This is a genomic window from Paraclostridium dentum (assembly GCF_012922555.1).
Classification (GTDB): Bacteria; Bacillota; Clostridia; order Peptostreptococcales; family Peptostreptococcaceae; genus Paraclostridium; species Paraclostridium dentum.
This window is the reverse complement of the sequence record NZ_WIPK01000001.1, coordinates 538435-557256: the sequence shown is the minus strand read 5'-3', so window position 1 is coordinate 557256 and position 18822 is coordinate 538435. Positions and strand designations below refer to the sequence as shown.

Below are 18822 nucleotides of genomic sequence, written 5' to 3'. Positions count from 1 at the left end.
TTTCTTACTTTTTTGTAATAAAAAAGAAAAAGATTCACCCCTATTGCTCTACATACTTTTATAAATAAGTATTATAGATTGTTTGGAAATGAATCTTTTTAATTAATTATAATAAATTTTCACTTAAAACTTTATTAAGATTAGCTTTTTCTTCTATTAATCTTATAATATTTACATTTTTACTTAAATCATTTATGCATATAGCCCCTACTAGCACATCATCTTTAAAGAATAGTTTTTTATAAGCATCTTTTTTATTTAATGTTATAAAACTATCTATATCATTTATATTTCCTATACTAAACACTTTTGTTTCAAATACATCTAGTCCTACTGGGTAATTTTCTGCTTTAAATTCAATTTTATCTCCACATGCATTTGCACCTGCAACTTTTCCCATATCTATAGCTGCTGGCCATATAGCCCATATAATCGAATCAATTTCAGCTACGTCTCCACATGCATATATTTCTTTTGATGAAGTTTGCATATACTTATCTACAACTATTCCTTTATTAACTTCTATATTAGTGTTATTAGCAATTTTAACATTAGGTCTAACCCCTATAGAAAATACTACCATATCTACATCAATAGAACTTCCATCTTTAAATATAGCTTTAGATACTTTTTTATCGCCTTCTAGAGAATCAATGAATTTACCTAACATTAGGTTTAATCCATTTTCTTTTAATATATTTTCTAGAACTACACTTCCATCTTTATCTAGTTGTTTAGTTAATAAATTTGGCATAGCTTCAACTACTGTAACTTCTTTTTGTGCTAGCTTCATTTCATATGCAGCTTCAAGACCTAACAGTCCTCCACCTATCACTAAAATGTTTTTTGCTTTTTCTAAATTCACCTTTATTTTATCTAAATCATTTTTATTTCTTAAAGTATAAACTCCATCTAAATTATGTCCATTTATCGGTGGTACAAAGTTAGAACTACCATTTGCAAGTATTAACTTATCATAATTTATACTTGAGTTATTATCTAAAATAATTTTTTTATTTTCTTCATCTATAGTTTCTACATTTACTCCTAGTAAAACTTCTATATTATTTTTTTCGTACCAGTCCTTACCTTCAATATAAAAATCCTCTTTTTTAATTTCTTCATTTATAAAATCTGAAAGAGCTGGTCTATAATAACTTAACTCTTCTTCATTGCTTAAAAGAGCTATTTTAGCTGTTTTATTTCTTTTTCTAATAGAATCTGCTGCATAAAAACCTGCTGCCCCATTACCTACAATAACAAACTTATCTTCTGTATCATTTTGATAATTTATATTTTCTTCTATAACCTCTATAAATTGATCATGTTTTGCCCCACATACAGGACACACATCTGGAGCTTCTTCTCCATCAAATACTTCATTACATATTACGCATTTCCATTTTTTAGTACCTTCTTTTTTAGTATTTGCATCTATAGTTTTTTCAATAAATTTCTTGCCTAGTAATTGAGCTTCATATAAATCTACCTCACTAGGTTTAAAATTAACAACTAATGGATCTATAGTTTTCATTCTAAGTTGTTTTAACCTATCCATAACATTTGGTATTCCTTCACCACTCCATCCAAATGAACCAAAACATGATGCAATTTTATTTCCATGAACAATAGGATTTAGACTAACAAGAATATCCCAAATAGGCTTTAATGCGTCACCATTTATTGTTGGAGTTCCAAATAAAACTCCTTGTGAGTAAGTTATAGAATTTATTATTTCATCTATATTATGATTTATAACATCATACATTTTAACATTATAATCGCTATGCTCTTCAATTCCTTTTTTTATGTTTTCAGCTAATTCAGCTGTATATCCATAAGCACTTACGTAACATATAGTTATATCTTTATTAGTAACTATTATCTCATCTCTACTCCATTTTTCATATATATCAACTATTTTTCTTGGATTATCAACTAATACAGGTCCATGTCCTGGACATATAATATCCACCTTTAAATCTTTTATTTTTTCTATAGCTTTTAATACATATGGCTTAAAAGGCCCCATAATACAATCGTAATAATATCTTAGAGCTTCCATATAGTGTTCTTCATTATCTATTTTAGTATTAACCACACCTTCACAACTATAATGACTTCCAAATGAGTCACAAGTTACTAATACATTGTCCTCTTTAATGTACGTGTATATAGTGTCTGGCCAATGAAGAAGTGGAACTGAATAAAACTTTAAAGTTTTGTTTTCTATCTTAATTTCATCGTTATCATTTGCAACTATATATTCAAATTCACTATTTACAATTTCTTTTAAATAATTAACAGCATTTTGAGATGCTATGATTTTAGCTTTGGGAGAAAGTTTCAATATTCTCTCTACGCTACCTGCGTGATCTGGTTCTGTATGACTAACTACAATGTAATCTATATTTTGTAAATCTACATTTAAATCTTCTAGTCTAGCCAAATAACTATCAAAATGTTTAGCTTTTACAGTTTCAAATAAAATCGTTTTCTTTTCAGCTTTTAAAACATATGAATTATAAGTTGTTCCATATGGCGTATACATTATTATGTCAAATACTCTTAAATCAGGATCTAAAGAACCTACCCAATATAAATCTTTCTTTAATTTAAGCGATTTTAATTCCATATATATTCCTCCAATATATGTTTGTTTATTATTTAACTCTTATTCCTTTTATACCTTTTATTAATTACTTTAAACATATATTTAGCATATTTTAATAATATTATTTTTGTGCATAAAAAAAGAGTATCTTAAATATTTAAGATACTCTTTTTTATTCTTTATCTAAAATAAAAGCATGTATATAAAGTGAGCAGATATACCTGCTAATAGTCCACCTATAGTATGAGAAATTATTGCTTTACTAGTAAGTTCTCTTGCATTTAACGCATCCATCATACCTACATGTGTACTTAAGTATCCACTCCAGCACATACCCATAGCCGTAAATACAGCTATATCATTAGGTGTTACAACTCCTTCACTTATAAATCTTGGAACTAAACTCATCGCAGCTCCAACAGCTCCTAATGAAGTAATCGGGAATGCCATTGCCTGAGGATCTGTAAATCCAAATAGAGGGCCTAATATAAACATTAATTTATCACCTAATGCTGGTAATAGCGCTATCCCTTCATAAGCAGCACCTGTATAAACTTCAGCTCCTGTTTTAGGATCTATTGTTGGTCCAAATGTTAATAACATAACTAAAGTACATACAACTAATACCCCTGGGATTATAGCCATACCTAACTCAACACCATTTTTTCCGCCTTCTAACATAGAGTCAAGTAATCTTTGGAATAAACTTCCACTTCTTATTTCTCTATATTCCATTGCTTCTACTTTTCCATCAGCTTTATTTTCGCTCTTTGGATCGTAGTTATAATACTTCTTAGTAAATGTAAGCATTATTCTAACACTTATTATACTTCCTATTATTGCGCCTATATTTCCTACTAATGCAGCTGATACAAACTCAGACCCTTGAGTCATCATAAAAGTCGTAACTATAAGACCCATACCAAAAGATGTCCCTAAGTTACATAAAGCAGGAATTTGATACTGCTTAAAATACTTAGTAAAACTCTTATCATTAGCAAACGCTATTATAGCCGGGTTATCTGATAGATAAGTTGTTACTGCTCCTGCTATACTTGCTCCTGGTAAGTTATATAGTGGTTTCATAAACATTGCAAAAACTTTATTTAAAAGTGATATTACTCCAAATTCTGAAAGTAGTGCACTTAGTGCACCTGCAAGCACAGCTAGTGCCATTATTAAAAATACCGTGTTTAATAACAAATCGTGAGCTGTGTTCATAATAGTTTTAAACATCAACCCTGCACCCATTTTACTCCCTACAAATCCAAATCCTGCTAATAAGACCCCGATAAATACAAAAGTTTCTAAACTTACTGCCTTTACCTTCTTTTTTCCACCAGAAACCTCCTTGGCGACAACGTTTTCTTCTAAATTCGTAATCTCCATTGTATTCCCTCCTTAGTATTTTGTGGATACCATTAAAAAAATTATTAAAATTTAATTTTATTTTCGTTTTAATTTTAACAATCAAAACAAATAAAAATATATTGATTTATATAAATTATACTATATATATCTATATATTTCAACTTTTTCGAATTGTTTAGTATTTCATTTATTTTCAGAATAGTAAAAAACAGGCTAATTTCAAACAATTAACCTGTTTTATTTTTTTAAATTCATATAATATTTTTCTTGTTTTTGTCAAAATTTTAGATTACTCTTTTCCAGCGGAAACTGCTATACTTGATATAAATTTCTTTTGGAATAAACTAAATACAACAACCATAGGAATTATAGAAAGTACTGCTCCTGCCATCATTCTAGGATAATGCGTACCATATTGTCCTACAAAAACTCTAAGCCCTGCTGCTAATGTCAGTTTTTCTGGAGTTGAGTTTACAATTAGTGGCCATAAGAAACTGTTCCAAGCTCCTAATCCTCCAAGTATAGCCACAGTTCCTAAAGCTGGTCTAACAATTGGAACCATTAATTTGAAAAATATTGTAAATTGAGATGCTCCATCTATTATTGCAGCCTCCTCCATGTCTCTAGGTATAGACTTAAAGTGTTGTCGTAATAAAAACGTATAATATATACTAAATATTCCAGGTAATACTATTGCTGTTAGTGTATTTAAAAGTCCCATATCTTGTATTATTTGATATTGTGGAATCAAATACATCTGACCAGGTACCATCATAGCTGCCATAAGGATTAAAAATATAGCTTCTTTAAATTTAAAATCTAATCTTGCAAATGCGTATGATGCTGGTGTTACTATAATTAACTGTAATACTACAGATGCTATTGTTACTATTATTGTATTGAAATAATACTGTGCAAAAGGAAATTCTTTGAATATTTGAGTATAGTTTTCAATTCTTACAGATTCAGGAAATATTTTAGACGGAATAGCTTCTGCTTCTGCCAATGTTTTAATAGATGTTAAAATCATCCATATAAAAGGTAATGCAATAAATCCTGCCATAAGTATAAGCCCTATGTGAGTTAAAACCTTAGCACTTCTTTTCGTTTCCATACGTTTCCCCCCCTAATCTTATTCATCTGAATAATGAACCCATTTTTTTTGCAACTTAAATTGTATTAATGTTACCGTCATTATGATTAAGAATAAGATTACAGCTACAGCAGATGCATACCCCTTATCACCTAATGTAAATCCTAAATCATAGAAATATCTTGTCATAGTTATTGTGGATTCATAAGCTGGACTTCCTTGTTTTATAAGCATGAATACAACATCAAATAATTGGAAAGATCCAATTAAAGACCATATAACAATAAAAAATATACTTGGAGTTAAAAGCGGGATAGTTATATGAGTAAACTGTTTAAATGACGAAGCTCCATCTATAGATGCTGCTTCATAATAAGATTCAGGTATTGATTGAAGTCCACCTAAGAAAATCATTATCTTGTATCCTAAACCACTCCATATAATGAATACTATTATTACCACTCTAGCTAAGTTTGGATCTGTAAACCATAATTTCCCCTCTAATCCTATAGCTTCTAAAAATTGGTTAACAAGTCCAAATCTTGAATTAAACATCCATTGAAATACTAATGTTGATGCAGATGCCATAGTCACAACAGGTAAGAAATATATAGTTCTATAAATTCCTTTTCCTTTTATGTTTTTGTTAAGTAGGTTTGCTATGCAAATAGATATAATTACCATAGGAGGTACAGTCACTACCACATATAAAAAAGTATTCCCTACAGCTTTATAAAACAACGGATCCTTAAACAACCTTAAAAAGTTTTCAGATCCTACAAAGTTCCATCCTCCAAATGCATTTAAATCTGTTAAGCTATAAAATAAGTTCAGTATAAATGGTATAAAGTTAAATACTAAAACCCCTATTAAAAGTGGCATTATAAACATATATCCAGTTAAGTTGCGCTTTAGGTTTTTCTTTTTTTTAGCTTTTAATTTATCTAAATTACTGGGCTTTTCATTATATACCTCTGCTTGCAATTAAAATCCCCCTTTTATCTATTCTAAGAGGATGTCTAAACCGTAGACACCCTCTAAAAAATCCCTATTTTTTCTCTTTATCTAATATAGATTGCATTTCTTTTTGTGCATTTTCAAGTGCTTGATCTAGACTTATTTCATCTTGCATAAATTTAGTTACATTATCAACTATAGCTTTATCCCATTTTGAAGTTTCAAAACTATTAGGAAGTGGCATAGCATTTTCTGCTACCTTAGACATAACAGAAGTATCTATCCCTGTTTTTTCTTTCATTACTTTACCAAATAAATCTTGAACATTTTTATGAGCTTGAGGAACTAAAGCTAATTCAGTATATTTTTTCATCGACTCTTCACTTGACATGTAATTAATAAAATCAAAAGCTTCTTCAGGATGTTTAGAGTTTGAAGATATTACATTTCCTAAACCATGTATTACAGTTTTAGATTTATTTCCTTCTTTTATAGTAGGTATTTCATATAATTTAAAGTTTCCTGCAACTTGTGCTTGTTCTTTATCTGAGTATGGTAATAATCCGTATGACCCCATTTGTAAAACTAAAGCTTTTTCAGATTTAAATAATGTTCCAGCTGTAACTTCTAATGTTATATCATATGGACTATGTAAGTCACTCTTTACTAAATCATAATACTTTTTAAATCCTTCTTTAGTTTCAGGTGTTGTTAACATAGCTTTAGTCTTATCATCACTTATTACCTTCCCTCCTGCTGAAGCAACTTCATTAAACACGCCTGACTGTGTACTTTCTGTTGCATAAGAAGTAAAAGGATATATATCTTTTGGCAATTTTGATTTAGCATCTGTCAACCAAGCTATCATCTCATCCCAATTCCAATTTTCCTTAGGCTCAGGAATTCCGTATTCTTCCATAAGCTTTGTATTAACCATTAAAATATTGTTATCCCAGAATGTAGGAATTCCATACTGATCTCCTTTATAACTGTATAAACTACTTAAACTTTCTAAATATTGGCTCATATCAACATTTTTATCTTTTATATAGTCTTTCATATTAACTAACATTCCATTGTCAGCATACTTATTAAAATTAACAGCATTCATCCAATATATATCAGGAGCTGACCCCCCAGCTGCTGCTGTTTCCATTTTAGTCCAGTAGTCTGCAAATGAATATTGTTCTACCTTAATGTCTACATTTGGATTTTCTTTTTCATACCCATCTATCAAAGTTTCTACAGCTTCCATATGAGTTTTATCCCATATAGCATATCTTAGTTCAACTTTCCCATCAGCACTATTTCCTCCAGCAGAACTACATCCCGTTAGCCCTAGTACTAGAGATAAAACTGCTCCTGTTATAATTCCCCTTTTTAAAAACATATCAAATCCCCTTCCCACAAATTAAACTAATTAACTATATTTTTTCCTGAATATTTCGATAATTCTCGTTAATTATATGATATATAAATGTGAACTCATTGTATTTGTAAATTTATACACTTTTTTTATAATTTTGTGTAATAATATATTATGCTTCAGCCTTTATCTTTTCTATTGCTTCATCCCAAAACTTTTCAATATTAACAACTTCTTTATTTAATCTTGAATACTCAGCTGCAAATGCCATGACATGACTTTCAACAGATTTTTTAGCACTAGTTCTTCCTTCTCCACCGTTTTCTGAAACTAACTTAACAAAGTCTTCCATTATTCCATAATCACCGCCTCCATGGCCTCCTTCGACCTCTTCTGGAATAATAGTTTCTATAGTATTTTCCCCAAATTTCTCAAACTTTTTGACTTCTATAATATTTTTAACGTGATTTCCTCCTACTTCACCATGAGTAAACATCAGTTTAATAGTTCTATTGCATTCTTCAGTAAATGCAGATAAGTTAAATGTAGCTGTTATATCATCTTCAAATTCAAGTATAGTTACCATGTGATCTACAACATTATTATCACATTTATATACACATCTTCCATATGGACCCGTTCTTAATGCTTCTTCTAAATTTTCTTTACTAGGTACTGGATGTACTACTTTTGCAAATATAGGCTTTTCCGATAAATATAATTTTTTAGCTGAGTATGGACATCTTTCTTCTATCTTACAGTCTAAACATCTATCGGCCATTCCTTCTTTAAAATTTTTATCTCTCATATGAGTCAAATGTCCAAATGCAGATATATTATTGCATTTTTTACCTGTTAACCATAATAATATATCCATATCATGACAGCTTTTAGCTAGTATCAAAGGACTTGTTTCATTGCTATTTCTCCAGTTTCCTCTAGTAAATGAATGGGCAAAATGCCAATACCCTATATTTTCATTGTGTTGTATGCTAACTAGCTCTCCTAGCTCTTTACTATCTACTATTTCTTTCAATTTTGAGAAAAATGTAGTATATCTAAGCACATGACAAATCATAAACACTTGATTTGGATACTGTTTAGCTAGCTCACCTAATTTTACTATATCTTCTAATTTGTTTGACATTGGTTTTTCAAGCAATACATGATACCCTTTTTCAAGAGCTATCTTAGTTGGCTCATAGTGTGACTCATCATTATTAGCTATTATAATCGCATCAGCCAATCTTTCTTTTTCCAGTAAATCTTCCCATGTTTTAAACACATTTTCAGATTCTATATTATGTTCTTTTACACATATATACCTTCTTATATCATGTGGTTCTGCCACTGCAACAACTTTCCCTAATTCTTCATGATGTTTAAAATATGGAGCATATGCATGCATACCTCTTGCCCCCGCACCTACTACCGCTACTGTAATTTTCTTCATTAATCATTCCCCCATTAATTTTGAAGTTTTTTATTTACTTATTAAGTATATTCTAATACTTTATTGCTTATATGTATTTGCACTTTTGTATAAATGTTTTACATTTTTATGTATTATATTAAACCTTACACTATAACTAAATTTGATTTTTTATGCTATTTTTTGTAAAATATTATTAGGAAAAAGATTTCATGGTTTTAGGGGGATATTAAATTGTTTAAACAAACTACTTGTTTATCTTTTAAAAAATATGGGGAGGCTTTATCATCTTTACCTGATGATATTATAATTTGCGAGAAAAAAACATCTATTACACTTTTAGAAAAATCTATCACTAAACTTTTTTATACAGAATTTGACATTCATATAAAGTTGCAAAGTGGAGTCGTTCTAATTGTTGTTTCTAATGATTCTAATTTTAATAGTATAGAATCGTTTATTTTAAATAGTAAAATAAAACTAAATAAAGGAGTTTTTTATAATTTTATACCAATATCAGATAATTGTAATGTAGATTTGTATGGAAATAGTCTTTTTTTAAATTCAATAAACATTGTTCAGGCTTATACTTATAAAGAAATAGTGCCTAAAATTTTAATAAGTAAAATTTATACTAAATTTTATCAAGAAAAGCCAACTAATTATTTATTCAAAGGTGAAAAACATAACTTTTGGGAACTTACATATGTAGATAGAGGTGTTTTATATACCGAAGTAAATGGAAAGGAGTTTAAGTTAAATCAAGGGGATTTATTTTTCTATGCTCCAAATGAATATCACTCACAATATACTGATAATAAAAAATCTTGTTCATACTTAACAGTAAGTTTTGAAATGGATTTCAATGATACATCTCTTCTTTCAAATAAGGTATTTAGCTCTACAAAGGACTTATACACTATAATAACTAAGCTTATGAAAGAACTTAATTCTACACATTTATATTGTGATGAGCTTTCTATTTGTTATTTAAAAGAATTAGTTTTGAAAACTCTAAGCATTGATTTTGAAACTTCTATTGTGAAACCAGCTAATAAAATTCAACAATTTTATGACGACGAACTTTTAAATTCAATATTGAAATTTATAAATGAAAGCATATATGATTGTTTGGATATTCAAACTATATGTGATAAGTTTTCAATAAGCAGTTCTAAATTGCATTTATTATTCAGATCTAATTTAGACACTACGGTTAAACTTTATATAAACAATTTAAAGTTAAAAAAAAGCAAAGAACTTATAAAAGAAACTAATTATACTATAAGTGAGATTTCTGAAATTTTAGGATTTAATTCTATTCACTACTTTTCCAATAAATTTAAAAAAGTTTATGGTTTTTCTCCAAGCGAATATCTAAAATCAGTAAACAAAAACTATTAAAGACTAGGATATAATCCTAGTCTTTATTTATTAAGCAGTTATTTTTTCATCATCATCAGTACCTATCATTGCAGTTAATTTTTTATTAAATGCAAGTAATATGAATGTACCAACTACTAAAATTACAGGTATAGAAATGAATGTTTGCATAAGACCCATTTTTTCTATTATCATTTGAACATATCCTGCTGCTTTGTTTGCAAAGAAAGTCGCACATGCCCAAACACCCATAAGTAAAGATAAATATTTAGCTGGTGCTATTTTACTTACTAGTGAGTTACCTAATGGTGAGAAACACATTTCTCCTATAGTTTGGAATAAAACGAATAACATTAACCAAATAACACTAGTTTTTACAGTAGCAGGTGATCCTACTCCTCTTGAAAGTTCAGCAGCTATTACGAATCCAAATGCTACTGCTAAAAATACATATCCTAATGCTATTTTTTGAGCCATACTTAAGTCACCTTTTTCTCTTTTAGATAACATAGTCCATATAGCTGCCATTATTGGTCCTAAAACTACACATAAAAATCCATTTAGTGCAGTTTCTATCCACATTACAGGTATCTCAAAGTTTCCTACATACATATTTACATAATCTTTCATATATAAAGTTAATGAAGAACCTGCTTGGTTATAAAATACCCAGAAGAAAATTGAGAAAAATGATAATATGAATATTACTTTTACTCTATCCTTTTCTTTCTTAGTTAAAGGTCTATCTGGTGATTTTTCTCCTTTAGTATCTCCAGCTTGTTTATCAAGCATTTTTTGAGGATGTTTACCAGCTTCCCCTAAAAACTTCATAGTGCATGTAAATAATAATCCTCCAAGTAACGTAACTATTGCAGCTAACATGAAACATTGTCTAAATCCATATTCAACAACATGTCCATTTTCTATAACTGCAAAAGTTTTAGTATATAATATACCTATAGTTAAAGATCCTACAAATGATCCTAAGTTAACAAATGTATATAATAAAGAAAAGGCTGCATCTTTTCTAGTATTATCATCATATAACTCCCCAACTAGTGCATTTAAATTACCTTTAAAGAAACCAGTTCCTATTGATATTAAAATTATCATTGCATGAACCCATATTACACTTGTTGCAAAATAACCTAATGCATATCCTGCTGCCATTATAATCGATCCTATAATTACACAATATCTAGCCCCTATCCATCTATCACATATCATACCCCCAAATATTGGCGCTAAGTATGTGAATGCTGCTAAGTTTGCTGCTATAGCTGCTGCATCAGCATTGTCTATTCCTAGTCCACCCTGAGCTATCGAATATGATAAAAATAGTAATAATAACGTTTTAGAACCATAGTATGCGAATCTTTCAAACGTGAATGTTAACCCACAAACATATAACCCCTTAGGATGTTTTGCAGGTGCAGATGTTGTATTTGCCATCTTAAGTCCCCCTTAAATGTTTAATTTTATATTTAAGGTAGCTTTGTATTTAAAAAGCTACCTTATTATACTTTTACTCTATACTCCCCTAGTATATTTTTTTAACCATACATTTTCTTCTTCAGTTAAATATGGAGATATTTTTTCATAAACTAATCTGTGATAATTATTTAAATAATCTCTTTCTTCTTTATTTAAATCATCAACATTTATTGCATCTAAATCTATAGGTGCAAATGTTACCACTTCAAATTCCATGAATTGTCCATATTCATTTTTTTCTGCTTTTTTAGTTATAAGTTCATTTTCGATTCTTATTCCATGAGAACCTTCAATATATATTCCAGGCTCATTAGTTGTTACCATACCTTCTTCTAACGTAGCTGTTTCTAATCTGTTAGGAGCTATTTTCCATCTAAATCCATTTGGAGCTTCATGTATAGTTCCTAAGAAACCTACCCCATGACCTGTTCCACATTTGTAATCTAAACCTACATTCCACATTGGTCTTCTTGCTAATATATCTAGGTTATATCCTTTTGCTCCGTATAAGAACTTAGCCATAGATAAATTTATCATTCCCCTAAGAACTGCAGTAAAATGCGTCTTTAGCTCACTATTTACTTCCCCTAAAGCAATAGTTCTTGTTATATCTGTTGTTCCATCAAAATATTGACCACCTGAATCTATTAAAAATAAATCACTAGCTTCCAATTTATAATCACTTTCAGGTGTAGCGCTGTAGTGCATCATAGCTGCATGTTCTCTATATCCAGCTATAGTTGCAAAACTTGGCTCTATAAATCCTTCTTGGGCACGTCTTAACTCTTCTAATTTTTCTGATGCACTTATTTCAGAAATTTCTATTTTTCCTACATTATTCTTTAACCAATACATAAATTTGGTAAATGCTATTCCATCTTTTAAGTGGCTATTTCTAACGTTATCTAATTCAATATTATTTTTTACAGCTTTAAAGTTCATTGTAGGATTAGGCTCTTTTATTTTTTGAACTTCATTTGGTAAATTATTATATATTGAGTAGCTAACTTTTCCATCATCTAATAACACTATTTCAGTTTTATCCATAGTTTTAACAAATTCATATATATCATCGTATTTTTTTATTATTACATTTTCTGTTTTTAATTCATTTATTATTTCTTCATTTAATTTGTTTTCATCTATGAATAAGTAAACTTCACCTAATGTTATTATTGCGTATGAAAGAACAACCGGAGTATACTTAACATCTCTGCCTCTTATATTAAATAGCCATGCTATATCATCAAGAGTTGTTATAATATGAGATGTTACATTTTTTTCTTTCATAGTTTCTCTAAGTCTTTCTAATTTCGAACTAAATGTCTCCCCTGCATAATTAACCTTTAATAAAAACGCTTTCTCATTTGATAGAGAAGGTCTATCGTTCCATACTTTATCAACTAAATCATACTCGTATTTTATGCTTACATTTTTTTCTTTTAACTTTTCTTCTAAACTCTTGCCCTCATTTGCAGATATTAACCTACCATCAAATCCTAATGTAGATCCTTTAGATAACTTCTCACATATAAATTCTTGAGTAGTAGGAACACCTTCTTCGCCCATTTTAAATAATTTAATCCCCGTATTTTTCAATTGATTTTCAGCCTGTATAAAATATCTTCCATCTGTCCAAAGCCCTGCTTCATCCATAGTTACTACTAAAGTTCCTGCTGAACCTGTAAATCCAGATATGTACGCTCTTGATTTAAAATAATCACCTACGTATTCACTTTGATGATTGTCTGAAGATGGTATTATATATGCATCTATCTTATATTCCCCCATATATTGCCTTAAACTCTCTAATCTACCACTTATCATAATACTCCCCCTTATCCTACATATAAAATTTTATGCATCATCTATCGCCCACTTACATAGTATCATCTTATGACATCGTTTTCAATATATTTACATTCTTTTTCTTATTTTTAAAATTTTAAAAATTAATTAAATTTTTTCAAGATTGTAAAAAATGCAAATTTATAAATGTTATTTTTTTATCTATATTAATATTTTTTTATTAACATAAAAACAAAAGGATATGACTTTTAGCCATATCCTTTTTATACAAAGCACTTACTTATATTTCTTTAGTATACTCTTTTAACCATTCTTGTTCTTCATTAGTCAAGAATGGAGATACTTTATCATAAACTAATTTATGATACCAATTTAAATATTCTCTCTCTTCTCTATTCATATCATCTACAACGATTGCATCTAAATCAATTGGCGCTAATGTTACAACTTCAAATTCCATAAATTGTCCATATTCATTTTTTTCTGCTTTTTGAACAACTAATTCATTTTCTATTCTTACTCCATGAGATCCTTCAACATATATTCCAGGCTCATTAGTTGTTACCATACCTTCTTCAAGTTCAGCACTGTCAAATCTATCTGGCACTATTCTCCATCTAAATCCATTTGGAGCTTCATGTACATTTAATAAGAAACCTATTCCATGACCTGTTCCACACTTATAATCTATTCCCATATTCCACATTGGTCTTCTTGCTAGTATATCTAAGTTGTATCCTCTTACTCCATGTAAAAACTTAGCCATTGATAAGTTTATCATACCTCTTGCAACTGCTGTAAAGTGTGTTTTAAGTTCATCGCTCACTTCACCTAATGCAATAGTTCTTGTTATATCTGTTGTTCCATCAAAATATTGACCACCTGAATCTATTAAAAATAAATCTCTTGGCTCTAATTTATAGTCACTTTCAGGAGTTGCACTGTAGTGCATCATAGCTGCATGTTCTCTATATCCAGCTATTGTACCAAAGCTTGGTTCTATAAATCCATCTTGAGCACGTCTTAAATCTTCTAATTTTTGTGACGCGCTTAATTCAGATATATCTGTCTTTCCTACATTATTTTTTAACCAATACATGAACTTAGTAAATGCTACACCATCTTTTATATGACTGTTTCTTATGTTTTCTAACTCAACTTTATTCTTTTGAGCTTTCATAAACATAGTTGGATTAAACTCATCTATTTTTCTAACGTCATCAGGTATATTATTTAATATAGCATAGTTTATTTTTGTTGAATCTAATAATATTGTTTCATCTTTATTTAAAGCTTTTATAAATTCATATATATCATTATATGGTTTTATAACTACATTTTCTTTGTTTAATTCACCTAATATTTCTTCATTTAGCTTAGCTTCATCTACAAATAAGTAAACTTTATCTAAAGTTATTAAAGTATAAGATAATACTACAGGATTGAATTTAACATCTCCTCCTCTTATATTAAATAACCAAGCTATATCGTCAAGAGTTGTTATTACATGAGTTGTTGCTCCTTTTTCTTTCATAACTTCTCTAACTCTATTTAACTTTGAGCTAAATGATTCACCTGCATATTTAACATCTAATAAAAATGCTTTTTCATTCGATAAAGCTGGTCTATTTTCCCAAATTTTATCTACTAAATCATATTCATATGATATTTTTATATTTTTTTCAGATAATTTTTTCTCTAAATTTTGTCCTTCCCTAGCACATATAACTCTACCATCAAACCCTAATACTCCATCTTCCTTTACATTATTAAATATGTACTCTTCAGTAGTTGGAACTCCTTCTTCTCCCATTTTAAATAATTTTATACTGCTTCCTTTTAATTCACTTTCAGCTTGTATAAAATATCTTCCGTCTGTCCAAAGTCCTGCTTCATCCATAGTTACTACTACAGTACCTGCTGAACCTGTAAATCCAGATATAAACTCTCTACTTTTAAAGTAATCTCCCACATACTCACTTTGGTGATTGTCTGAAGATGGTATTATATATGCATCCATACCATTTTGTTTCATATAATTTCTAAGCATAGATAATCTTTCTTTTATCATATTAAAGCCCCCTAAGTTATATTTATATATGTTTATAAAGAGGTTGAGACCTCTTTGTTAAAACCTAAATTATTTTATGTAAATTCACAATATTTTTTGTTAAATATTTCTTAAACTTTCTTTGAAAAGTTATAATTTTTCAATTTTCATTTGTTATTAAAATAAATTTTACCACCTCATGACATCGTTTTCAATGATTTTTATAAAAAATTTATATATATTTAATATTTTTTATCTATACTAAAAAATTCAAAACGAGTAGATTTATGCTTATCCACTCGTTTCAAATTATCTATTTATAACTTAAAATTCCATATTTTAAATTATAAATATTATTAAATCCTTCTAATTCTAATAAATTACATGCTGTAATACTTCTATGTCCACTTCTACAGTACACCACTATGTTCTTTTCTTTAAAATCTTCAATCTCATCTATATTGTACATCAAGTCATGTAAAGGTATATTAATAGCACTGTTTATATGATTTTCTTCAAATTCTTCTTTCGTTCTTATATCAATTAACAATGTATTTTTATCTTTGGCTAATTCTTTTAACTTATCATTATCTATATCTGTAAAATTCATAATGTCCTCCATGATGTATGTTTTAATATTTTATTATATACCCATGTAAAAATTATTAAAACTTCAATACTACAATTGTCATTCTTTAAAAAGCAAATTCAACTTTAATCTATCAGTTCCTATTATTGTATTTTCAAACACTTCCATCGCATTTTCAATATACATATTAGGGTCTTTTATAATTGGACTAAAATGTGTTAAAACCATAGTTTCTACATTTGATTGTTTTGCGATTGTTGCACTTTCTCTAAATGTCATATGTTTATTTTTTATAGCCCTTTCTAAGTCACAATCATCTCCATACATACCTTCACATACCAATAAATCACTATTATCTACAAAGTCCATAATTTCTTTTATTGGTCTTGTATCTGTAACAAAACTTACTTTAATTCCTTTTCTAGGTTGACCTAAAACCATATCTTTTGTATATATGTTACCTTCCAATTTTATTTCTCTTCCATTTTGAAGTTTGCTCCAAAGAATTTTTGGCACATTATTTTTCATTGCTTTTTCCATGTCAAACTTAGCTTTTCTTTTTATATAAAAACTATATGCAATGCATGGAGTTGAGTGTTCTACCTCTAAAGTAGATATAATAATGTCTTTATTAATATAATTATTACTTACTAATATATCTTCTTTAGGATTTTCTATTATATTTATATCATATGGAAGTTCTTTTACTATTAATTTAAAGGCCTCTATAATCTCTTTTATTCCTTTAGGCCCAATTATTGTTAACATTTCTGTTCTACCACAATTCCCAATTGTAGATAGTATGCCGGGAAGCCCAATTATATGATCTCCATGTAAGTGAGTTATACAAATATAATCTATAGTTTTGAATCCACAATTTGCAATTTTCATAGAAACTTGAGTTCCTTCACCACAATCTATAAGTATTTTTCTTCCTCTATAATTTATAAGCAAAGATGAAAGGTACCGATTTGGCACTGGCATGCTTCCACCACAACCTAGTAAAGTTATTTCAACCATATTATCACCTCTTTTAACAGTTAAAATATACTACTTTTAAGTCTTTTAAATCGAATATCTAGCAAAATAGCAATTTAATCTTTGTATTTATTATATACTGCTAAGTATATGTTAATTCAAGTATTTAATTTTAAAACCAACTTTATATAGAGAATATTCTAAATATTTGCTACTATATTATTAATAACTTATTTTTAATAAATCGAGGTGATATTTATAAAAGATTTAACAATCGGAAATGAAAGTAAATGTATATTTAACTTTGCCCTCCCAATGCTAATAGGAAGTTTATTTCAACAATTATACAATACAGCTGATAGCATTATTGTTGGACGGTTTGTTGGTAAAAATGCTATGGCAGCAGTATCTGGCGCAAATCCAATTATGTTTTTACTTACTTCTTTTTTAATGGGCATAACCTTAGGCTTCTCAATTCTTATATCTCAATATTATGGTTCTAAAAATATGATTAAAGTTAAAGCAGCAATAGATACCACATATGTATTCATTTTTATAGCTTCATTTTTTATAACTTTAATAGGAGTTTTTTTTAGTGGAAATATACTTCATATTATGAATACCCCAAGTGAAATTTTTGAACTTTCTAAGGGATATCTAATTATAATTTTTGCTGGTACAGTTTTTTCAACAGGATATAATTCCGTGTGTGCTATACTAAGAGGTCTTGGTGATTCTACTAATCCATTATATTTTTTGATAATAGCTACTATTTTAAATATAATTCTAGATATTGTCTTTATAATTTATTTTAATATGGGTGTAAATGGTGTAGCTCTTGCCACTATAATCGCTCAAGCTGTAGCATTTATATTTAGTGTAATATATCTTAATAAACGTCATGAAATCTTAAAAATTAGAATTAGAAATTTGAAGTACGACTCTATAATATTTAAAACTGGATTAAAACTTGGTCTGCCATCTGCAGTTCAGCAAACACTATTCTCTATTGGTAATATAACCTTACAATCTTTAGTTAATGGTTATGGTACATCTGCCATGGCTGCCTTTGGAGCTGGATCTAAAGTTGAAACTTTCATATCACTTCCTATTATGAATTTAGGCAGTGCTGTATCTACTTTTGTTGCCCAAAATATAGGGGCTGGAAAAGTTGACAGAGTAAAAAAAGGTGTAAAATCTTCTATTACTATGGCTTTGTGTATATCTATATTTGTATTAATAGTATTTTTATTATTCAAAGAAAATTTAATAAAATTGTTTAATACTGATCCTGAGGTAGTTTCTATAGGCTCTAGGTATTTACTCACTATAGGTCCATTTTTCATATTTATAGGAACATCATTTATGTTAACTAGTGCAATCCGTGGTGCTGGTGCCTCAATGTTTGCAATGATAAGTTCTATGATATCGTTATGGATAGCCAGAATTCCTGCATCATATTTATTATCATCAATATTTGGTGTGAATGGAATATGGATGGGAATTCCTATTGGTTGGTGTGTAGGATTAATTGTTACCGGAATATATTATAAAAAAGGATATTGGAAAAACAAATCCGTTATTAACTTCAAGGAAAGCGACCTCTCCTCTAACAAAAAGTTTAATCCTGAGTTTGCATCAACAAAATCTGATTAAAAAGCAAAATGCTCTTTTAAAGAGTATTTT

13 protein-coding genes are annotated in these 18822 nt (G+C 28.8%); 2 read left to right on the top strand and 11 right to left on the bottom strand.

The features are described 5' to 3' along the window. Positions 1 to 106: 106 nt before the first annotated feature. The 6 genes from GFJ41_RS02585 to GFJ41_RS02560 form a co-directional block, all read right to left on the bottom strand. Positions 107 to 2635 carry an FprA family A-type flavoprotein gene (locus GFJ41_RS02585; protein WP_035116516.1) on the bottom strand — a complete coding sequence of 843 codons (2529 nt, stop codon included), beginning with the start codon at positions 2633 to 2635 and terminating at the stop codon, positions 107 to 109. 162 nt (positions 2636 to 2797) lie between these two features. Further along, positions 2798 to 4003, bottom strand: coding sequence for a CD0519/CD1768 family membrane protein (locus GFJ41_RS02580; RefSeq protein WP_035116517.1), 1206 nt, complete (start codon positions 4001 to 4003; stop codon positions 2798 to 2800). 271 nt (positions 4004 to 4274) lie between these two features. Beyond that, a complete protein-coding gene (locus tag GFJ41_RS02575) occupies positions 4275 to 5099 on the bottom strand; it encodes a carbohydrate ABC transporter permease (RefSeq protein WP_170074524.1) in 825 nt (274 codons plus the stop codon). A gap of 18 nt (positions 5100 to 5117) precedes the next feature. After that, positions 5118 to 6062, bottom strand: coding sequence for a carbohydrate ABC transporter permease (locus GFJ41_RS02570; protein ID WP_206001488.1), 945 nt, complete (start codon positions 6060 to 6062; stop codon positions 5118 to 5120). A gap of 64 nt (positions 6063 to 6126) precedes the next feature. Then, the gene (locus tag GFJ41_RS02565) at positions 6127 to 7425 is read right to left on the bottom strand and encodes an ABC transporter substrate-binding protein (RefSeq protein ID WP_021429017.1); all 1299 of its coding nucleotides are present in this window, start codon (positions 7423 to 7425) and stop codon (positions 6127 to 6129) included. A 148-nt stretch (positions 7426 to 7573) separates the two neighbouring features. Continuing rightward, a complete protein-coding gene (locus GFJ41_RS02560) occupies positions 7574 to 8854 on the bottom strand; it encodes a Gfo/Idh/MocA family protein (protein WP_170074523.1) in 1281 nt (426 codons plus the stop codon). 213 nt (positions 8855 to 9067) lie between these two features. Here GFJ41_RS02560 and GFJ41_RS02555 point away from each other — a divergent pair, with 213 nt between their 5' ends. Continuing rightward, on the top strand, positions 9068 to 10237 hold the full coding sequence (locus tag GFJ41_RS02555; RefSeq protein ID WP_170074522.1) for an AraC family transcriptional regulator: 1170 nt from the start codon (positions 9068 to 9070) through the stop codon (positions 10235 to 10237). Positions 10238 to 10267: 30 nt separating this feature from the next. Here the strand turns inward: GFJ41_RS02555 and GFJ41_RS02550 are convergent, their stop codons facing one another. The 5 genes from GFJ41_RS02550 to GFJ41_RS02530 form a co-directional block, all read right to left on the bottom strand. Next, positions 10268 to 11668, bottom strand: a complete 1401-nt coding sequence (locus GFJ41_RS02550; protein ID WP_170074521.1) for a peptide MFS transporter — start codon at positions 11666 to 11668, stop codon at positions 10268 to 10270. Positions 11669 to 11746: 78 nt separating this feature from the next. Beyond that, the gene (locus GFJ41_RS02545) at positions 11747 to 13540 is read right to left on the bottom strand and encodes an aminopeptidase P family protein (protein ID WP_170074880.1); all 1794 of its coding nucleotides are present in this window, start codon (positions 13538 to 13540) and stop codon (positions 11747 to 11749) included. Positions 13541 to 13799: 259 nt separating this feature from the next. After that, positions 13800 to 15590, bottom strand: a complete 1791-nt coding sequence (locus GFJ41_RS02540; protein ID WP_170074520.1) for an aminopeptidase P family protein — start codon at positions 15588 to 15590, stop codon at positions 13800 to 13802. 292 nt (positions 15591 to 15882) lie between these two features. Beyond that, positions 15883 to 16179, bottom strand: coding sequence for a rhodanese-like domain-containing protein (locus GFJ41_RS02535; RefSeq protein ID WP_021429132.1), 297 nt, complete (start codon positions 16177 to 16179; stop codon positions 15883 to 15885). A gap of 78 nt (positions 16180 to 16257) precedes the next feature. Then, positions 16258 to 17178, bottom strand: a complete 921-nt coding sequence (locus GFJ41_RS02530) for a ribonuclease Z (RefSeq protein ID WP_035116525.1) — start codon at positions 17176 to 17178, stop codon at positions 16258 to 16260. A gap of 207 nt (positions 17179 to 17385) precedes the next feature. Between GFJ41_RS02530 and GFJ41_RS02525 the strand changes: the two genes are divergently transcribed. Continuing rightward, the gene (locus GFJ41_RS02525) at positions 17386 to 18792 is read left to right on the top strand and encodes an MATE family efflux transporter (protein WP_332841108.1); all 1407 of its coding nucleotides are present in this window, start codon (positions 17386 to 17388) and stop codon (positions 18790 to 18792) included. Positions 18793 to 18822: the final 30 nt, after the last annotated feature.